The organism is Paenibacillus sp. LHD-117, assembly GCF_030929555.1.
Lineage (GTDB): Bacteria > Bacillota > Bacilli > Paenibacillales > Paenibacillaceae > Pristimantibacillus.
The window spans coordinates 52229-71934 of record NZ_JAVFVT010000017.1; the positions used below are offsets into that span (position 1 = coordinate 52229).

12 protein-coding genes are annotated in these 19706 nt (G+C 56.6%); 4 read left to right on the forward strand and 8 right to left on the reverse strand.

Going from position 1 to position 19706, the window contains the following annotated elements; translation table 11 throughout:
- Positions 1-339: 339 nt before the first annotated feature.
- The 5 genes from ftsH to RB620_RS14895 form a co-directional block, all read right to left on the reverse strand.
- Positions 340-2331, reverse strand: coding sequence for an ATP-dependent zinc metalloprotease FtsH (gene ftsH / locus RB620_RS14875; RefSeq protein WP_308095525.1), 1992 nt, complete (start codon positions 2329-2331; stop codon positions 340-342).
- Between the two features lie 120 nt (positions 2332-2451).
- Positions 2452-2991 carry a hypoxanthine phosphoribosyltransferase gene (hpt, locus tag RB620_RS14880; protein ID WP_308095526.1) on the reverse strand — a complete coding sequence of 180 codons (540 nt, stop codon included), beginning with the start codon at positions 2989-2991 and terminating at the stop codon, positions 2452-2454.
- A gap of 50 nt (positions 2992-3041) precedes the next feature.
- Positions 3042-4469, reverse strand: coding sequence for a tRNA lysidine(34) synthetase TilS (gene tilS / locus RB620_RS14885; protein ID WP_308095527.1), 1428 nt, complete (start codon positions 4467-4469; stop codon positions 3042-3044).
- Between the two features lie 18 nt (positions 4470-4487).
- Entirely contained in the window at positions 4488-5411 is a 924-nt protein-coding gene (locus tag RB620_RS14890) for a serine/threonine protein kinase (RefSeq protein ID WP_308095528.1), read from the reverse strand.
- A complete protein-coding gene (locus RB620_RS14895) occupies positions 5395-6129 on the reverse strand; it encodes a vWA domain-containing protein (RefSeq protein ID WP_308095529.1) in 735 nt (244 codons plus the stop codon). Before RB620_RS14895 ends, RB620_RS14890 begins: the two co-directional genes overlap by 17 nt.
- A 218-nt stretch (positions 6130-6347) precedes the next feature.
- Between RB620_RS14895 and RB620_RS14900 the strand changes: the two genes are divergently transcribed.
- The 3 genes from RB620_RS14900 to RB620_RS14910 all read left to right on the forward strand — a co-directional run bounded on the left by RB620_RS14900 (position 6348) and on the right by RB620_RS14910 (position 9041).
- Positions 6348-6953, forward strand: a complete 606-nt coding sequence (locus RB620_RS14900; protein WP_308095531.1) for a DJ-1/PfpI family protein — start codon at positions 6348-6350, stop codon at positions 6951-6953.
- Between the two features lie 280 nt (positions 6954-7233).
- A complete protein-coding gene (locus RB620_RS14905; protein WP_308095638.1) occupies positions 7234-8145 on the forward strand; it encodes an ATP-binding protein in 912 nt (303 codons plus the stop codon).
- A gap of 23 nt (positions 8146-8168) precedes the next feature.
- Positions 8169-9041, forward strand: a complete 873-nt coding sequence (locus RB620_RS14910) for a tetratricopeptide repeat protein (protein ID WP_308095532.1) — start codon at positions 8169-8171, stop codon at positions 9039-9041.
- A 71-nt stretch (positions 9042-9112) separates the two neighbouring features.
- Here the strand turns inward: RB620_RS14910 and RB620_RS14915 are convergent, their stop codons facing one another.
- Positions 9113-15757 carry an S-layer homology domain-containing protein gene (locus tag RB620_RS14915; protein ID WP_308095534.1) on the reverse strand — a complete coding sequence of 2215 codons (6645 nt, stop codon included), beginning with the start codon at positions 15755-15757 and terminating at the stop codon, positions 9113-9115.
- A 234-nt stretch (positions 15758-15991) separates the two neighbouring features.
- Here RB620_RS14915 and RB620_RS14920 point away from each other — a divergent pair, with 234 nt between their 5' ends.
- A complete protein-coding gene (locus RB620_RS14920) occupies positions 15992-18265 on the forward strand; it encodes a helix-turn-helix domain-containing protein (protein WP_308095536.1) in 2274 nt (757 codons plus the stop codon).
- A gap of 30 nt (positions 18266-18295) precedes the next feature.
- On the opposite strand, the gene RB620_RS14925 is transcribed toward RB620_RS14920, so the two are convergent.
- Together RB620_RS14925 and RB620_RS14930 are read right to left on the reverse strand one after the other, a co-directional pair.
- Positions 18296-18976, reverse strand: coding sequence for a DUF4956 domain-containing protein (locus tag RB620_RS14925; RefSeq protein ID WP_308095537.1), 681 nt, complete (start codon positions 18974-18976; stop codon positions 18296-18298).
- Between the two features lie 18 nt (positions 18977-18994).
- A complete protein-coding gene (locus tag RB620_RS14930) occupies positions 18995-19705 on the reverse strand; it encodes a polyphosphate polymerase domain-containing protein (RefSeq protein WP_308095539.1) in 711 nt (236 codons plus the stop codon).
- Position 19706 lies beyond the last annotated feature (1 nt).

Consider the following 19706-nt stretch of genomic DNA (forward strand, 5'->3'; position numbering starts at 1 on the left):
GCATTCTCCCCTTGTCAAATGAGTGATTTGTTTTGCAGCTTCATTATGTGTGTCTAACAGCTTTACCTTTAAGAAGTTGTTCAAGAAACCATGTTTGGCTGGTTGAACACGCCCTCTTAGTATTGCTGTTCCTTGCTGCTATTATTTCATTATAGTTACAAAAAAATTTACGTCAATCAAATTGTGTAAGATTCATTGACATCATCGCGAACCTTTATGTTAGCTATGTATTGAAGCTTTAACGCTTTAAAGAAGTTGGCCTCCCTACACATCGAAACGTCCCGCCGCTCCAAGCGGAGAGGCGGGACGAATCCATGTGCTATCGGTACAGCTTAATGATTAAGATTTGTTGTTCGGATCATCGGAAGGATCTCCGCTTTCCGGCGTAGCCGGCTTCACTTCGGCTTCCTCCCGCGGCTGGATGCGCACTTTCACGTCGCCGATCTCGTCGATGATCGGCTCCGCCTTGGACTCGGAAGGCGCCGCGCCTTCTCCGGCCTCCGTCAGATTGCCTTTCTCGATAAGCGACTTGATCTGGTCCATCTCCAGCGTTTCTTCCGTCAGCAGCGTGTTCGCGATCAGATGCATCTCTGCGCTCTTCTCGGTCAGCAGCTTCTTCGCGCGGTCGTAACAGCCGTTAATGATGGTTTGCATCTCTTGGTCGATCTCGTAAGCAATCGCATCCGAGTAATTCTGCTCGTGGCCGATGTCGCGTCCGAGGAATACTTGGCCTTGCGAGCTGCCGAACTGCATCGGACCAAGCCTGTCGCTCATGCCGTATTCCATGATCATGCTGCGTACGATGCCGGTCGCTTGCTTGAAGTCGCTGTAAGCTCCCGTACCGATCTCGCCGATGTAGATTTCCTCGGCAACGCGGCCAGCAAGCAGACCCGTTACTTTGTCCAGCAGCTCTTGCTTCGTCACGAGCATACGGTCTTCCTTCGGCAGCATGATGACGTATCCGCCTGCGCGTCCGCGCGGAATAATCGTAACCTTGTGAACCTGATCGGCGTGCTCCAAGAAGAAGCCTGCAATCGTATGGCCCGCCTCATGGTATGCCACGATCCGCTTCTCGCGTTCGCTAATGACGCGGCTTTTCTTCTCCGTGCCGACGATGACGCGGTCGATCGCGTCGTCGATGTCCTTCATGTTGATATCTTTTTTGTTGCGGCGCGCCGCCAATAGCGCCGCTTCGTTCAGCAGGTTCTCGAGGTCGGCGCCGCTGAAGCCGGTTGTACGCTTCGCGATCACATTCAGCTTCACGTCGCCGGTGAGCGGCTTGTTGCGCGAATGAACCTTCAGCACCGCTTCGCGGCCCTTTACATCCGGGCGGTCAACCGTAATCTGACGGTCGAATCGGCCTGGACGCAGAAGCGCAGGGTCTAGAATATCGGCACGGTTCGTCGCGGCGATAATGATGATGCCTTCGTTCGAGCCGAAGCCGTCCATCTCGACCAACATCTGGTTAAGCGTCTGCTCGCGCTCGTCGTGACCGCCGCCAAGTCCGGCGCCGCGCTGGCGGCCCACCGCGTCGATCTCGTCGATGAAGATAATGCATGGCGCGTTTTTCTTCGCGTTCTCGAACAGGTCGCGCACGCGGGATGCGCCGACGCCGACGAACATCTCCACGAAGTCGGAGCCCGAGATGCTGAAGAACGGTACGCCCGCTTCGCCCGCTACGGCGCGCGCAAGCAACGTTTTACCGGTACCCGGAGGACCGACAAGCAATACGCCCTTCGGAATGCGGGCGCCAACGAGATTGAACTTGCGAGGATCCTTCAGGAAGTCGACGACCTCCACCAGCTCCTGCTTCTCCTCGTCCGCCCCGGCCACGTCTTCGAACGTGACGCGTTTCTTCTCTTCGTTGTAGAGCTTCGCGCGGCTCTTGCCGAAGTTCATCACCTTGCCGCCGCCGCCTTGCGCCTGATTCATCAAGAAGAAGAACAGGACGAAGAGCAGGATGAACGGGATGATCGAAGTGAGGAACGTTACCCAGAAGCTCGGCGTGTCCATCTCCTGGTTCGTTAGAGCGAACCCGTATTCCTTCTCCCATTCCCGGATCTGCGACTCCGCGCTGACGCCGGCCCTGGCCGTGAATTTCTCGCTTTCCACGCCCTCGGGGGTGTCTTTATATTTGCCCGTAATGTAGTAGGTCTGATTGTCGTACTTAACAGTCAGCTCCTCTACATTGCCGGCTTCGATCTGAGCACGCAGCTCGTCATATCTTAACGGCTTGGTACTGTCACCCTGGCCGCTAATATATTGGAAAATGCCAACGGTAACCAAAAAGATGATCAAATAAAAACCAGTGTTTCGGATGATCCGATTCATCCCCTACCTCCTCTCAGACGCTTTAAATATTTTACCATAGCATGAGTTTCCATCACAATAGAGCCGAAATCCAGCCTCATGCCGGGAATAAGGATGTTGAACATGCACTATAATGCGCGATTATTTCTCGTATACTTCCGGCTTCAGAATGCCGATGTAAGGAAGGTTGCGGTATTTCTCCGCAAAATCGAGGCCATAACCCACGACGAACTCGTCCGGCAGCGTGAAGCCTTTGTAATCCGGCTGCAGATCCACCGTGCGGCGGGCTGGCTTGTCGAACAGGGTAACGACCGTTACGGATTTCGAGCCGCGGTGCTCGAGCACGTCGATCAGGTAGCTGAGCGTCAGCCCGCTGTCGATGATATCCTCCACGATGAGCACGTCGCGGCCCTCGACCGTTACGTCCAGGTCCTTAATGATCTTCACGACGCCGGACGACTTGGTCGAAGCTCCGTAGCTCGATACCGCCATGAAGTCGATCTCGAGCGGTACCGTAATGGTCTTGACCAGATCGGACATAAAAATAAATGCGCCTTTGAGAACGCAAATAACGAGCGGATTGCGCCCCTCGAAGTCTACGCTCAGCCGCGCGCCTAACTCAGATACCTTTGCTTGAATCTGTTCTTCGCTGTATAGTACGTCTTTAATGTCGTTCTGCAAAGTGAAATCCCCCTACGCTTTACCTATGTTTATGAATAGACCCTTGCTCCTTATTCGCCCTGCGCCTTAATATGCAGCAGCTTCCGGCTGTTCTCTCCCGCGAGGGCATGCGCGGAACGCCGAAGGCCAGGTATCCAGAGCAGCCTTCCCTCCGCGTCGCAGAGCAAAGGGTACGATTCCCTGCCGGATGGCGGTATCTTCTCGTCAACGAACATATCTTGCACTTTTTTCGACCCATTTAATCCTAAAACTTGAATTCTGTCGCCCGGACGGCGATTGCGAATCCGCAGCGGGAAGCTCAGCTGGGACGCATCGAAGAGCGCTTCGCCGCGCGAGACGGCCTTTCGCTGCCCGTCCGCTTCCGGGTCCAGCCACTGAAACATGAAGGTCCAGCCGGCGGATTCCGCGTTTAAGTAAGCCATCCCCTCCCGTATCTCGTAAGAATAACTGCCGGGATTCCGATCCATCCCCGCCAGAGGGGCCTTCAGCCACCGCATGGACTCGTATTCCCGCAGGCAGCGAACACCGCTTCCCGCATCCATACGCCATGTCGACGGCGCATCCGGAGCCGCGGCGAACCGCATCCGCTCGATGCCATCGAAGGATATGTTTTCCGTATCTTGCGAAAGATAACTTAATATTAGTTTAATCAATCTCCTTTGTAAAGCGACGTGGAGGCCCCATAATTCGTTGCAGCGAACGGCATATTCCCCTTGATCCGCCTGCACGATCGACCCGAACAGCCGACCCGCCTCACCCGCCAAAAAATCGTCCTCTTCGCCCGCCACTTCGGCGAGCCGCTGCAGCGAAAGCGGCAGCTGGGGATTGAATCGCGACAAATAAGGGAGGATGTCGAGACGCACCTGGTTGCGGAAGTAATGCCGCTCCAGGTTGCTGCTGTCCGTGCAATAGGGAATGCCTTGCTCTTCGCAGTACCGAAGAAGGTCTGACTTGTTCATACGCAGCAGCGGCCGGATGAGTTCCACATTATTTTCGCTGCGCTTGACCGGGATGCCGGACAACCCGCCGAGCCCCGCTCCGCGGATGATGCGCATCATGACCGTCTCGGCTTGGTCGTCCGCGTGGTGGGCAAGCGCGATGCTCGCCGCGGCGTATTGTTCCGCAATCCGATGAAGGAACGCGTACCTCTTCTCGCGCGCAGCCGCCTGCAGATTCAATCGGTTTTCTTCTATATAAGTAGCGAGATTCAGCTCCGCCGTCTCGCAAGGCACGCCAAGACGTTCCGCGTACGCCCGCACGAGCGCCAGCTCGGCCTCCGATTCCTCTCCGCGGAAGCCATGGTTCACATGGGCCGCGACAATCCGCAGCCGACGCGGACCGGCTAGCGCATGCAGCAGATGAAGCAGCGCCATGGAGTCCGCCCCGCCCGATACGGCGACGACGATTTTGTCCCCGTCCTTCCACATTCCGCGTTCCGCCGCTTCCCTGGCAACTTCCGTAAGTACATTCGCATTCATTCGTATGTATGCCCCCCGCTACATCACATTGCGCAGCAGCCAATAGATCGAAATGGCCAGCAAGACGCTCGTTGTCGCCGCGAGCCCTTTGAGCCAACCGGGCGTTGCCGACTGCCGCCTTGTCTCGCGCCTGTGCATCAGCAGCCGCCATGCCTCCGCCCCTTCCGCCGCGTCCGCGAAGCCGCCCTCCAGCGCCTTCTTCAGCCAGCCCGCGACCGGCTTCAGGGCCGGACTGCTCCCCAGCAGCGCCGTCAGCTCCAGCGTGGACCGGTTCTGGGGCAGCAGCTCCTTCGTCAGCGCGTGAAGCCGCTTCGACTCGTGCAGCTGAATGCACAACACGGCGAAGGAGAACAGGTCGTACTTCGTATCGGCCGATCGCGATCCGCTGTTCCAATATCCCCGGTCATAGATCTCCGTGAACTGGCGGATGCTCTTCCCGATGGCGGTCACACCGCCGAAGTCTACCAGCTCGACGTGGCCGTAGTCGGCCACCATGACGTTCTCCACCTTGAGGTCGCCGAACGCCCATCCGGCGCGATGCAGCTTGGCGAGCTTCCCGAGCAGGTTGAGCCCTACCAGCGGAAACCACTGGGCGCCTTGCTGCTTCAGGTAGGCGTCAAGCGTCGCGCCTCTGACATAACGCATAATATAGAAAGGATATTCCTTCCCGCTTGGCCCGTAAAGGTCGTCAACGTCGAACAAGAAGGGCTCGATTCCTTGGCCCTTCTGCTTGGCCAGCGACTTCAGCACATTAATCTCGGACTGCAGGTCAACCGCGTCGGCGCCGACCTTCAGCGCATACCAATCGCGATCCTTCTGCACCAAATAGACCTTTCCGTTCGCGCCTTCCCCGAGAAGGCGCTCCACCCGGTAACGGCCACCCTTCCACTTGCCAACGACGATCGTTCCGCGCCGAAGCTCGAAGTTAAACGACGTAGTCACCCATCATCCCATCCGTTTCGTGTCTGCTGTTCCTGCCCGCGTGCCCGTACTGCCCCTGCCGAAAATAATCGACGACTTGCATGATGGCCGGACCCGTCGGCGTCGTGCCGCCCATCTGCAGTTTCGGGAAGATCGAATGCACGCCGTTCAAGTGGTCCGTCCAAGCCAAATCCATGACGCAATCGTCCCCGTGCCGGGAGCCGGGGAAGTGGAACACCGCGATCTCGCTTTTCCCTTGCCTCGCCTGCAGGCTCAGCATCAGATCGTGGATCGCTTCCTCCACCGCAGCCAGCTTCGGCTTCATGCTGGCGCTCGCGTCGATGAGCAGCGCCACCTGAAGACCCGACGTCTCGCCCAGCTCGTCGATCACGCGTACGACCTCGCCCCGCTTCTCCGGCGGCAGCGCTTCGATGGAGCCGTTGCCCAGCACCTGCTTCAGCTCCTTCTGCACGGCGAGCTGAATCGTCTGGACAACCGTCTTGCGCGTCATCATCTGTACCGTCTGGGAGAGCTGCCTCATATTGACCAGCCGGCTTAGGCCGCCACCTGCGCGCGCAATCTCTCCGATCTCCGAAGCGCCAAGCTCGCCGACGTCCCCATGATCGAGCACGCCGACCACGTTCACCGCGATCCCTTCCGACGAAGCGTGAGCGGCGGCTACCACCGGACTCATCCCCACGTTGGAGCAGCCGTCCGTTATTAACAGAATTTGTTTCATCATGATCCCTCCGATAATGGATTAAAGCCCTTTCTATCAGCTTTACCTTTTTCGGAGGAGATAAACGCTAGAATCTTCCCAATCATTATAGCACAGCATTTCCGACACCATTCGAACCGGTTAGGCATTAGGGCCTTATGACCTCAGATTGATTTACATCCTTCGGGACGAACGTAATAATAGATTTGCATGGCAAAAAATTCCTGAGGAGTGAACGTATGTCTAACAAAGTGCTGATTGTAACCGGTGACGGAGCGGAAGTGCTGGAGGTGTATTATCCCTATTTCCGCCTGCTGGAGGAAGGTTACGAAGCCGTCATTGCCTCCCCTGCGAAAAAAGTGCTGAACACCGTCGTCCATGATTTCATTGACGGCTGGGATACCTATACCGAAAAACCCGCTCACCAATTGCCTTCCCATATCGGCTTCGCTGACGTCGATCCATCCGAGTATGCGGGGCTGATCATCCCCGGCGGCCGGGCGCCGGAATATATCCGAATGAACGCCGAGCTGCCGCGCATCGTTCAGCATTTCCTCGATGCGGACAAGCCGGTCGGCGCGATCTGCCACGGCGCGCAAGTCTTCCTGGCTCTGGAAGACCAAAGCTATTTCCAGGGCCGCACGATGACCTGCTACACCGCGACCCGTCCGGAAATCGAGCGGCTGGGCGCGCTCTACGCCGAAGACACGCTGCACACCGACGGCAAGCTCGTTAGCGGCCACGCTTGGCCGGATTTGCCGGGCTTCATGCGCGAGTTTCTGCGGCTGTGCCGCGAGGACCGGGCGGCGCGCTCCGCCGCCGAAGACGAGTCGCTGGCGGTCTAAGCGTTCGGTTCCGCCTGGAGGGACTAGGCGCGAACAGCTGCCTCTATCGTTGAATCGCTTAGAACGTCCATTCCTGTTCGCCGGCTATGTCCGCCTGCGGGAGTGGGCGTTTTTTTCGCCGTTGGAGCCGATTTCTATCAATCGCAGACGATTTTTCCCAGCAGTTCCCTGTAAAATTTGGTATGATAGAGCCAAAAGCATATGCAGAAAGGGTGTTACCGACTTGTCCGACCACAATGACCAAGACGAGCTGGCCGCGCGCAGGCGGGGCAAGCTGAAGATGCTCCGCTTCGATAACAACGGCAAGGATTTGGTAGAGTCCGAGAGACCGCAGGAGACGTTCGCGGATGTCGCCGGGCTGGACGAAGTGAAGAAGAAGATCAGACTGAACTTCATTCTCCCGCTCAAGCAGCCGGAGCTGTTCAAAGCCTACGGCCGCGAAGCCGGGGGAAGCTTGCTGCTGTACGGTCCGCCTGGCTGCGGCAAAACATTTCTGGCCCGCGCCGTCGCCGGGGAGATCGACGCCAACTTCATGCATATCGAGCTGCAGGCGATTCTCTCGATGTACGTTGGTCAAAGCGAAAACAACCTTCACGACATCTTCGAGAAGGCGAGAGAGAACAAGCCGTGCGTCATCTTCATCGACGAGCTTGACGCGCTGGGCGGCAGCCGCAACCAGATGCGCCAGCACCACGACCGCATGCTCGTCAATCAGCTGCTTCTCGAGCTGGACGGCATTCGCGAGCAGAACGAGCAGGTATTCGTCATCGGTGCGACCAATACGCCATGGTACCTCGATTCGGCGCTTCGCCGACCGGGGCGGTTCAACCATCTCATCTTCGTCCCGCCGCCGGAGGAGTCCGAACGGGAGACGATCCTCAAGCTGAAGCTGGCGGACAAGCCGCTCTCCGCGCTGGATCTCGCGCGCATCGCAAGGGAGACCAAACATTTTTCCGGGGCCGATCTCGAACAGATCGTGAAGGACGCCGTCGAAGCCGCGATGGAGCGCATGCTGAAATCCGGCGAACTGGAGCCGATTACGCAGGATGACCTTAAGCGCTCATCCAAGCAGCGTAAGGCGACCACGCTCGAATGGTTCGCCACCGCCAAAAATTACGCGACGTTCAGCGACGTCAACCAAGACTACCAAATCGTGCTCGATTACATGAAAACAACGGGGCTGAAAGCCTAACGCGCAGAAAGGGATGGGCGTTCATGACCATCAACGAAACGACAGCCGTCAGATATAGCAAGGTAGGCCAGCTCATCGACTGGAAGCGGTACAAGGAAGCCGCCGAGGAAGCGGAAGCGCTGCTCCGCGAGGAGCCGGAGGACGCGCAGGCCCACGCGCTGCTCGCTCTCGTCTATTCGCATATGGAGAAGTATGACGCCGCCCTTCATTGGTCGGGCGAGTCGCTTAAGCGGGATCCGGAGAATACGCTTGCTTGGTTCGTCCGCACGAGCGCTTACCATGACAGCGGCAAGCTCGACAAGGCATTGGAATCGGCGAACGAAGCGATGCGCGTCGATCCGTACGAGCCGCACTATTTTTTCATTCACGCGAATATTAACTTGAAACGAGGCCGGTACGCGGACGCGAAATCGTTCATCGAGACCGCGCTCGAGCTTCGCCCGAACAACGCGGCCTACATCGCGTGTCTGTCTTACGCCGAAGCCTTGCTCGGCCATTCCGCCGCCTCGCGCCAACATGCAAGAGAGGCGCTCAAGCTGAACGTGGAGTCCGACACGACGTTTCTTATTCTGGCTTGGGCCGCCGACCGCAGGGGCGATCACGAAGACAATCTGCTCATGCTGAAGGAAGCGATCCGGCTCGATCCCGACGACAAGCAAATTCGCGAAGCTTATATAGAGGGCTTACAGAAGAACTACAAGCTATACCGGATTCTTCTGGCGCCGTTCAAGCTGTTCAAGCGAATGAAGCCTTGGCAGATTTTGTTGACTTGGATCGGCTTGTCCATTCTGTTCCGGCCTCTTATCTTCGTCTTCATCCTTCTCTACGCGCTGACCCATTGGCTCACGAAGCTGCTCGTCCACGTCAAGCTGTTCGGCTGGACGTTCAGGCGCTAGCGGCAACAAAAGAGACTGCTCCCCGGCCTCCATCTCCATGGCCTTGGGAACAGTCCCTTTCTAATTAACCGTTATTGAATCGCCAGCCAGATCATCTTGGCGATCTCGGCGCGCTTCACGTCCGCATGCGGATCGAAGCGTTCAGCGCCTTTGCCGTTCACGAGTCCGAGCGCCGCCGCGTCTTCGATCGCTTCGCGCGCCCACTCGGACGCTTCCGCGATATCCGCGAATGCCGCTTGCGCTCCGTTCGCGCCTTCCCCATCATTCAAATGAGCATACAGTCTCATGAGAATAACGGCCGCTTCCTCGCGGGTAATGGTCTCTTCCGGACGGAAACGTCCTTGGTAGCCCGTCACGAGGCCCAGCTCATGGGCTTTGTCCACATAAGCCGCGTAATACTTGCCAGCCGCCACATCCTCGAATTCGGATGCGCCGGCCTCCAGACCGAGGAAACCAAGCGCCTTGACCGCGATGACCGCGAAGTCCGCGCGCGTAACGTTCCTCTCCGGAGCGAACCTCATGCCGTCAATGCCCGTGATCGCATGGCGCGCCGCAAGCTTGCCGACGAACTCCTTCGCCCAATGGTTCTGCGTATCCGCAAAACCTTTGCGGTATTCCATCACCGCATAGCTCGAGAAATGCGTTGTTTCGAAGGTGACGACGTTGCCTTCGAACGTGCCGCCCATATAGACGGGTTCTTCGTCGTCGTTCAGATAATAAACGCCGGCGTAATCCGGATCGAGACCTTTTAATTCTTCATCCGTTAGCGTCCGCTTGACGTGAACGGCTCCGTCGAACTCATGAATCGGCGTAACCTCGCCGTTCGGGCCGACGTATTCCAGTTCCAGCGCATAAACGATGTCCGTTCCATGCAGAGAGTCGTTGCCGCGCTCCGCATCCGATACCGCATCGTCCGCGGACGTCTCGCCTTGGCCGATGTTCACGGTTAGGCGAATGATGCCGTCGCCTTCCGCCGATTGCGAAGGCAGCGTGCCTTGCGGATACTCGATCGTCACGCGGGGAGTAATGATGCGCAGTTCCTTGCCGCTCTTAAGGAGAGCATCGACCGCTTCGGCAGGAAGCTCGAGTCGAAGCTGCTCTTCATCAGCAGAATCGGCCTTCAGGACAATGTCGACGTTATCGCCCTTCGAGCCTTTAATGGCTTCTTGTATCGCTTCTTCCGTCACCTTGAAGGTGGAACCGGTTCCCGGTTTCACGGAGATGACGCCGTTCTCGACAGCGGTCCCCCCGCCGCTAACCGGTGGTGTTCCCGTTCCCGGATCCGTGCCCGGGCCCGGCGTAGGCTCTACAGGCGCGTCGCCCGTGTAGAAGCGCCAAATGTCGGAGCGGCTATTGCCCTCGTGCTCGTCCTCCGCTACGGCATACCATTCGTAGCTCGCGTCGGAGAGGCCTTCCCAAGAGACGGAAGCGTTCGCGCCGCTCGCCGTTTCTTGCGTCTCGCCGATTTGTTGGTCCGTATATACTCGGACGCCGAAGTAGTCGGTCGCGACCCGCTTCGTCTCCGCGTCCAGCTCCAGGTCGAGCGAGAATTCGTCCTTGCCCGGATATGCGGCCGGGTCGTAATAATTGTAATCGTTCAGCGTTGGCGAGAACGTCTTGATATGAAGCTTGTCATTCGCCATGTCGAACTGCATCAGCCTGATGTAGCCAAGCCCGCCGTCTTCGGCGCCTTGATAGTCGGCCAGCATTTGATACACCTTGCGGTCCGCCTTACCGTCGCCGTTGTCGTCGATTTCATCCGTCTTCAGCTCGGCGTCGTGATAATGGCCGGACAATGTCGCGAACACGTTTTTGTTCGGCAGCACGACCTTCTCGTAGACTTTGTCCGCGATTGGAGCGCGGTTGCCGGATACGAGCAAATATTCGTGGAACGCCAAAATCGCTTTGCGGTTCGGATGCGCCTTCACCACTTCGTTCATCCAATCGATCTCTTCGTCGGCAAGGCCCCAGCCCATGTAGACGATAATAAAGTCGTTGCCGCCCGCGGAGATGAGATCGTAGTGGCCCATGTTGTTTTTGTACGAACCGCCGAACGTCGGCTGGTCTACGAAACGATTCTCGCCGAACCACTTCCAATAATCGTCGTACGAGCCCTTCTGATGGTCGACGTCATGGTTGCCCGCAAGGACGCCGTACGGAATCTTTGCATCGTCCAGCACCTTCATGTTCCGGTCGGCTTCTTCCCACTGGTACAGCTTGTCGGATTCGTCAACGATGTCGCCGGTGTGGATGACGTATTTGATCTTCTGCTCGTCCAGGTTGTTTTTGATCCAGTGGACGTTATCGCGGTAGTAAGTGAAATACGTCTCGGAATAATATTGCGTATCGGACATCCAAACGAACGAGAAGTCGTAAGAATCGTTCGACACCGGCACTTCGTCTTGCACCATGAGCAAAATGGTGTCCGCCGGATTGTTCATCTCCCCATTTTCGTTGAGGTTGCGGTAATCGCCCGCAGCTACTTCGGCTCCCAGCTCGAAGTCGCCGCTTCCCGCGATGATCGTGTCCAGCATGGCCCACTTGCCGGCAACCGGACTCCACGCGTACAGACTGACCTTGCGTCCTTCCAGCGACTTGCCTTTCCACTGAACGTCCACGCGGTCCGTGTCCTTCACGGACGAATCGAGCGTAATTTCGAAGCGGTGGTAAGGGAATTGCTCCGTCGAATCGTTCACCAGATATTGACCGTCGCCGGCCTTGCGAATGGCTTTATAGCCATCCGCGTTCAGCGCCTGCTCACCGCCAGGCACTTCCTGCTTCGGCGGCTCCGTGTCGGCCGCGCCGCTGAAGGCCTTGAAGCCTGCGGCCGCGCTTGCGTCGTAGTTAAAGCCGCGGAAGAACATGACGCGCATCAGATCGTCCAGCAGATCCTTCGCTTTAACCGTCAGCGTCGCCGTGCCCCCGACCTTGCCCGCATTGTGCGTCGGCGATATAAGCTGCGGCGCAAGCGGATTCTCGTCCGGTACGTTGAAGTTCACCGTCGCCGTCGCCGCATTGCCAACTTTGTCGGTTGCCGTCACGACCAGCTTATGGGCGCCTGGCGCAAGCGCCGCCGAAGAAGTGGCGTAAGGCAGAGTAATCGCAGCGTCGTCCAGCGTTGCCGTCGACGCTTCCAGTCCCGCGATGGCATCCGCGATCGCGGCATCGATCGTGAACACGCCGCGGTACGTCTCGCCTTCCTCCACGGTCGGAGCGATCGTCGGCGCGGCGTTGTCGACTTTCACGCCCCGCGTCAGCGTTCCGTAAGTCGAATGGCTGACCGTCAGCACGTGATCGCCGTCGGCGACGCCCTTCGTGTCCCACGCATACGCTTTGGAAGCCAGCTTATCGGCCGCCAGCGTAAACGTGAAGTCGACGAATTCGTGTTTGCCCGCGCTGTCGCCCATCTTCAGCGACGTCAGCGGATTCGCGTACTTCGGATCGTACAGCTCCGTGCCGTCGGCAAGCACGAGACGAACGTTGCGCACCTCGAAATCGTCCTTGTTCTCCTCCGGGCGGTCGTCGAACGGGCCGGACTTCGAACCCGCATAGATCGAGATGACGTTGGCGCCCTGCGCCAGATCGTCCGCCGAGATCGGGATGGAGAGCGTCGACCAGCTGTCGATCGGATCCAGGAAAGTATGAATGATTTCGCCGTCCTTCACGACCGCGTTTTTGAAGTAATAGTTGACCGCTTGCGTCTCGAACGCGAAGTACGCGCCGCTCTCTAGAGCGGAGTAAGTGCCGTTCGTCAGCTCAGTACCGTCAATGGCGAACGACAGCTCGTTCCAAGCTGCGCCGTTCCCCGTCGCGCGAAGGATTTTATTCCCGGATAGAACCTCGTTCTCCTTCACGTTCAGACGCAGATCGGAGAGCTCCGGACCACCCGTAATCGTCACCCGCTTCGTCTCGGACGTTACGGTATTCGTGCCGTCGGATACTTCGAAATAATATTCGATGTATTCACGGCCGATCAGCTGCGGGCTGAACACGGTTTGACGGTACAACGAATCATTGTAGCTCCGCTTCAGATACCGTTTCGTATAATCCCCATCGCGGTTGTCCTTGTAATAAAGCACGACCGTCTTGGCCACGCGATCATCCTGCGCGTCGCCCACGATATCGAAGTTTCGCGATTGGTCGATCGTCTGTACCGCAGTCAAATCGGCGATCGTCGGATCCGCTTCGTCGACCGTTATCGCAACCGGAACCACGGGCACCTGCTCGGATGCGACGGCTCCAGGCGTCGCGGGCGCAAGACCCGCACTGTATTTGATCATGTTCGGCGTGCCGTCTAGCGGATATTTGTAGAAAATGCCCATGTTCGCTTTTGTCTCTTCGTCGTTGTCGTAATACGCGGACGAAATTTCGATGCCGCTGTTCGTCGCGATGACGATGCCGCGTTTGCCGCCGTTCGCCATGCCGTCGCTATACATGCGGAACAGGTTCACGCCTTCCGTCAGGCCGGCGTTGCCGTAGTTGGCGTTAAAATCGGCGGCCGTCGAAGCGGAATTGTGGGCGTTAATAACCCAGAACACGACTGACTCGCCGGCGGGAACTATAACGTCTTCCTTGGCGGTCGGCCAGATCACGTCGGCGGAAGGACCGCTATCCGTGTAACGGTAATTGATCCGGTAATCCTTCAGGTTCAACGGCCCGTCCGTGTTGTTGTAGACTTCGACGAACTCGTAGCCGTCTCCGCTGCCCACGTTCGCGGAATCCGGCACGATCTCCGTGACGAGCAGCTCCGGAGCGGATTGCGGGTCGAAGTCGTCCAGCTCGACCGCGACGGTCGTTTCTTCGGACGTTGCTTTGCCGATGCCGTCAATCGCCTCGATATAGAAATACAACGTGTCTTCCACCAACGCGCTGGATGGAATCAAACCTTTGTAGACGCCGCCGACCTTGTTCATGACGGTCGTCGCGTAAACGGATTGCGATTTGGTGCGGTAATAGATTTTCGCTTGCGGCGCTTCCGGTTGGTCCGGATCCGTCACGTTCGCGGAGATCTCAAGCCCGCTTGCGATGAAATCATACGCAATGTCCGCGATGACCGGAGCTTCGTTCTCCGAACCGTCCGGCAGATGTACCGGCACGCTCGGCGCTTGTTCCGTCGCAACCGCGCCCGGCGTGGCAGCCAGCGTGCCCGGACTCGCCAGCATGCGCATGTTCAATCCTCCGTCGAGCGGATACGCGTAGAAGATGCCTTTGTTTTTCTGCGTCTGCTCGTCGTTCTGGTAAGACGCCACCGCTACGTCATTGCCGAGCGAATCCTTGATGACCAAGTCGCGGGCCGCGCTGTTCGACATGCCGTCGTTCAGCTCCGTGCGGAACAAGTTCACGCCCTCCGTCAGCGTCGTGCCGTAGTTGGCGTTGAAGCTGGCCGCGTTCTCGACCGTCTGATTGGCCGAGTTCGTAATCCACAGGACGATCGAGCCGCCTTGCGGAATGAGGATGCTTCCTTTCTCGGCGGCTGGCCAAGACACGTCAAACGCGGGTCCCTTGTCAGGATATCGGTAATATAGACCGTAATTCGAGAAGTTGAGCTCGCCGTCCGTATTATTGTAAACCTCGATAAATTCGAATGCGTCGCTGCTTACACCGCTGACGTTCTCGCTGTCTGGCACAAGCTCCGTAATGAGCACGGACGGTACCAGGCTATAATTGAAATCTGACGTCTCCACATTAACGTTATAGGTCTGTGTCGTCGCGGTCGCCATGCCGTCGGTAGCCTCAATGTAATATTGAAGCAGCGGCGATGTCAGCTCGGATTTCGGAATGGAAGTCGCGAAAACATCGTCGGTACCAGCCATATCCAACTTGGTAAAATTGCCTTGCGAGCCGTTGCGATAGTAGACGCTAGCCGTTACGGTGTTGCCGTCCGGCTGGGCGATCGTCGCCGAGATGGCCAGATCCGCCTCGAAGGATGCCGTCGTTACCGGCGCATGCGTCACGACCGGCGGCAGCTGAGGCTCTTGCCCGATGTCCGGCACTTGATCGGCGGTTACCGAGCCCGGCGTCGCGTTCACCGTTCCGGTGCCGTCGACGAGACGCATCGTTGCCGATCCGTCCTTCGGATAGGCATAGAGGATGCCTTTGTTCGGCTTCGTCTGATCATCATTCTGATAAGAAGCAACGGATACGACATTCCCGCCGCCGTATTGAATGATTAGATCGCGCGGCAAGCTGTTGTGCATGCCACCTCCGCCGTTCACCCGGAACAGCGAGACGCCTTCCGTGAGCTGAACCCCGAACGTGTTGTTGAAGTTCGCGACCGGCTCGGCTGTATTGCTGGCATTCATCACCCACAGCACGATCGTGCCGTAAGCCGGAATAACCGTTGCGGAGCCCGGGGCAGTCATCGGCCATGGAACCGTTTTTTCAACGCTGTTTTCGAAATAATGATAGATCAACGAATAATCGCTGAAGTCGACTGGCTGATCCGTATTGTTGTAAATTTCGATAAACTCATACCCGTCCGCGCCAGCGACATTCGTCGTATCCGGAACCAGCTCCGTAATCATAAGCGCCGGCAACTCCGACGCCGCGCTTACGTTTGCCGGCCCCGCGTACGGCACGGCGCCTAGCAGCAGCGCCGCCGCCGTAGCGGCGGACAACCATTTTTTCCATTGCTTTCGAATCGTTGCTTTCACAGCTTCCACACTCTCCCAATGATTAACGTTAAGGCGATTGGTATCGCCTGTAAGCCTGCTCATAGATGCGCATATACTCCCTGCGTCATCGCATGCGGCTATAATGGCGCAAAACCATCGTACAATGCGGCTTCCGCTTGCGATATCGACGTTTTTTTCGATGCTTATCCTTTTTTCAGAACCTTTCTTTACAATCTTTTAACGCGGCGGGTACAGCCTTTCGTGCCGCTTTGCATTACGATAGAAGCATGCCTGTTTCGCCTTATATAGGCGCGTAGGAAAGGAGATAACACCACGATGAAACTGAGATCCTTCCGAATCCAGACGTTATCCGGCCAGTTGCTGGTCCCCTTTATATGTATCATCCTTTTGTTTTCGCTAGTTAACGGGCTGCTATTTTCGTTCTTCCAATCCAAGCTGCAGAGGGATATTGAAGCATCCAACCGAAACCTGCTCTCCGGTACCGCGGATCGCTACGAAACCCATCTGGCGCAATTAAAGACGTTGCTCACTCAGATTTATAACGAAAGCACGGTTCGCGAGTTCAACCGTCAGCTTAGAACCTTCGGCAAGGAAGGCGCCAATTATTTGTCCGCCTACCGCATCTCCAACCTCTTGCGGAAGGATGCCTATAATCCTTTGTTGCATTTGGAAGGCTTGATCGTCCACTACGGGATGGGAGACTTCGCGGTCGACCAGGACGGCAGCAGCAGCGCCGCCGATCTCTTCGGACGGGCGTATGCGAGCAAGCTGTATACCCACTCGTACTGGAAGGAGCAGCTCCAGAAGGAGCAATCCGTGACCATACTGCCCGCCGTACATTATGAACCTTCCGCCGAACTCTCGGGCGGTCACATGCTGCTCCCGATCAGCTTCAAGCTGCCCGGCGAGAACTATCAAACGATCGCTCTGCTTAACGCGGAGAAGGCGATGGAAGCCTTTCTGGGGGAAGCCCCGGAAAGATCATTCCTTATCGCCGATGAAGGACGCGTTCTCTATCGTTATGGACAAGCCATGGGCGCTGCTGATATCCCTGCCTTCGAAGCAAGCCGGGACCATATGCGGCTGAACGATCATGATTGGTTTAGAACGGAGAGCGCCAGCGGACTTTCTTTTTACATGGCAGTTCCTACTCATACGGCCGCAGCGGAGCTTCGGCACTGGTTCTGGTGGTCGGCGCTTGTATTTGCCGCGACGCTCGTTCTGGCCGCGTTCGTTTCCTTCTATTTCAGCAAACGTCTGAAAAAACCCGTTGACCGGCTGCTTGCCGCATCAATGGATGGCCAAGCATCGGGAACGGGCAATGATAGCGGCATTGAAGAATATGCGCTCATCGAGCGCCGGATCCGGGAGCTCGTTCGGGAACGCGAAGACGTGAAGAATAAGATGAACAGGCACCGGTCGATCTTGACCAGCTTCGGTTATATGAGTCAGTTGAAGAACATTAACGAGGATTTGGGGGAATGGAAGGAGTTTCTGTCCGCCGAAGGCAGCTACGATATTGTACTGTACGAGCTGAGGTTCCGGCATGATGCCTTGGTTCGGCTTAACGTAAGGCCTGAACAAGCTTCGCTTGCCTTGCGCGAGCATATTCGGGCTGCCGCTTCGGAGATTTGCGCCGAGGCGCATACGTTCCAAATCGAACATAACCAAATGATGACGGTCATCCGGAACGGTGATTCGGCGGCAATAGCCGACTTGCTTACGCGAATCAAACGGCTGCTGGATCAAAATACATCCCACTGTTTGGCGACCGTTGCCATCAGCTCGCGCTTCGAGCATGCCTCCCAGTTCAGCTACGCTTACGAGCAAGTGCAGGCGCTGGCCCGACAAGCGTTATTGATTGAAGAGACGGTGATCGTGACGTCCCCGCGGAACTTGCCTGAGCTGCCGCATCTGTCGGACGCCGAAGAAAGCCAATTGGCCTCCTCCCTCCAAGCGGGGAGTTCGGATACGGCATCGGAATTCATTGCGGCCATGCTGGCGCGAATGCAGAAGGAACAAGCCGCCGTGCAGCAATACGCCGACTTCGCCGCGCAGATGTCGGAGAAGATTACCGCGCCGCTTCTGCATGCAGGCGCCGAGCCGGAGCAGCATATCGGATGGACGTTGCGCTCGATTCGAAGAAATCTCTCCTCTTGCCATACGGCGGACAAATATAAGGAGCAGCTGAATCGGCTTGCCGAGACGGTAGTCGGAAGCCTGTCCATGCAGCGGATCACGGATGAAGATCCGATCGTAACACGCGTCATGCATTTGCTCGAAACGCAATTCAGCGGTGATATTTCACTCGACCAGATCGCCGGCGAGCTCAATATGTCGACCGCTTATCTGTCTACTTACATCAAAGAAAAAACCGGCACGAATTTTATCGATCATCTGAACGGCATTCGAATGAGCGAAGCGAAGAAGCTTCTGTCGGGCACTCCGCACCCGATCAACGAGATCGGCCGGCAAGTCGGATATCAGAACGTTACTTCCTTTAATCGCATGTTCAAAAAAATAGCCGGCGTCTCACCAAGCGAGTATCGCAGGCAGCAACAGCAGCATGCAAACGGGAAGACGGGATAATTGCATGGCAGCCGCTAACGTTGTTCCTGCCTACTGCGCATAGTCGCCCGTATAGTTAATCAGCGAAGCGTCAAGCACGCCATCGATTGCGCTAATGGTCTGCAAGAATGCCGTGTTATCGTCGCGAAGCATAACCTCCACCGTCAATTCCGTAAAATCCTTGCGGACCGTCTTGGACTTTAACTTCGTGTTCAGCTTGCGAAGTTCTATGCGGAGCCCTCCGGTTGCGTCATCCGTGTGCCTGATGATAAGGAGGTAGGCCTGCTCCCTTACCTTGCGTCTGGACAACCACAAGATCGTCAATCCGATAATAAGCGATCCGCCAAGCGCCAGCGGATATATTTTGGCGCCGCTCGCGATGCCGGCTGATATCGCCCAGAACATGTATACGATGTCTAGCGGGTCCTTGACCGCGGTTCTGAACCGCACGATGCTGAGCGCGCCGACCATGCCGAGCGACAACACGATGTTGGTGCTGATGGTCATAATAATCAGCGCCGTGATCATCGTCATGAGCACGAATGACACATTATAGTTATAGCTGTATACGACGCCCCTGAACGCCTTCCGATATACCCAGTAAATAAATAGCCCGATCATAAACGCGCAAGCTAATCCCAGAATCATATCCACATACGATATGCTGCGGAATGCTTCCAGGTGAAGCACGCTCTTCTTCACGATATCTTGAAAGTTCAATACGTCTCCCATGTGCGCACCCCATGCCTTCTATTCTTTGAAATATTTCAAATTCACTTCCCTGCAGATCACATACTTGGAGATGGAGGATCGGATATGTTGATCCGGCCGGACAAGCTTCCGAACATGATCGGGCAGAAACGTATCATATTTAATTTCCAGTATGGTTTGCGGAACCGGAATCGCTTCCTTCAGCACGAGATTCGGATCGAACACATCAAAGGTATTCGTTCCCGCCGATAGTTTCTTGTCGAACGTAATCCGCACGTTGCCAAACTCGTAAATATAGGCCTCTCGCCAATAGTCGACGATAGTGGTCGGACGGAATGCGCGGTGAGCAAGCGCAGAATAAAATTCCTTAAGCAGCAGCTCTTCCTTGCCCGCCAGACATTCGTAATCGCCGTTAACGATGGCGTCATACTCCACCCTGCTAATCCGGGCGGATTCCTTGCACACATACTCCCCGAATTTGCTCTTTCGCTCTACGGCGATGACGGAATCGCTGCCGTTGTAGGTCCGAATACGGTATTTGTCGCGCTTGAAGACGCCGTTGTTCTTATCGTGCAAAGCATGATCCTGAGCTCCGTCGAAATACAAGCTGCGGATGCAATAGCCATCACTGCCGATGGAATGGCTGTCCATGGCCAGCAAGGACGACACGCGGTGCCGAAGCGTCGCATAGTCATGGAGATGCAAATAATACTTCTGCTCGGTGCGGAATTTCTTGGCTTGCCGTTGCATA

Excerpts from the sequence above, each read along its gene's own strand:
- RB620_RS14910 (WP_308095532.1), top strand. The coding sequence starts at position 8,169 with ATGACCATCAACGAAACGACAGCCGTCAGATATAGCAAGGTAGGCCAG.
- ftsH (WP_308095525.1), bottom strand. The coding sequence starts at position 2,331 with ATGAATCGGATCATCCGAAACACTGGTTTTTATTTGATCATCTTTTTG.
- RB620_RS14900 (WP_308095531.1), top strand. The coding sequence starts at position 6,348 with ATGTCTAACAAAGTGCTGATTGTAACCGGTGACGGAGCGGAAGTGCTG.
- RB620_RS14930 (WP_308095539.1), bottom strand. The coding sequence starts at position 19,705 with ATGCAACGGCAAGCCAAGAAATTCCGCACCGAGCAGAAGTATTATTTG.
- RB620_RS14905 (WP_308095638.1), top strand. The coding sequence starts at position 7,234 with ATGCTCCGCTTCGATAACAACGGCAAGGATTTGGTAGAGTCCGAGAGA.
- RB620_RS14920 (WP_308095536.1), top strand. The coding sequence starts at position 15,992 with ATGAAACTGAGATCCTTCCGAATCCAGACGTTATCCGGCCAGTTGCTG.
- RB620_RS14915 (WP_308095534.1), bottom strand. The coding sequence starts at position 15,757 with ATGAGCAGGCTTACAGGCGATACCAATCGCCTTAACGTTAATCATTGG.
- RB620_RS14925 (WP_308095537.1), bottom strand. The coding sequence starts at position 18,976 with ATGGGAGACGTATTGAACTTTCAAGATATCGTGAAGAAGAGCGTGCTT.
- tilS (WP_308095527.1), bottom strand. The coding sequence starts at position 4,469 with ATGAATGCGAATGTACTTACGGAAGTTGCCAGGGAAGCGGCGGAACGC.
- RB620_RS14895 (WP_308095529.1), bottom strand. The coding sequence starts at position 6,129 with ATGAAACAAATTCTGTTAATAACGGACGGCTGCTCCAACGTGGGGATG.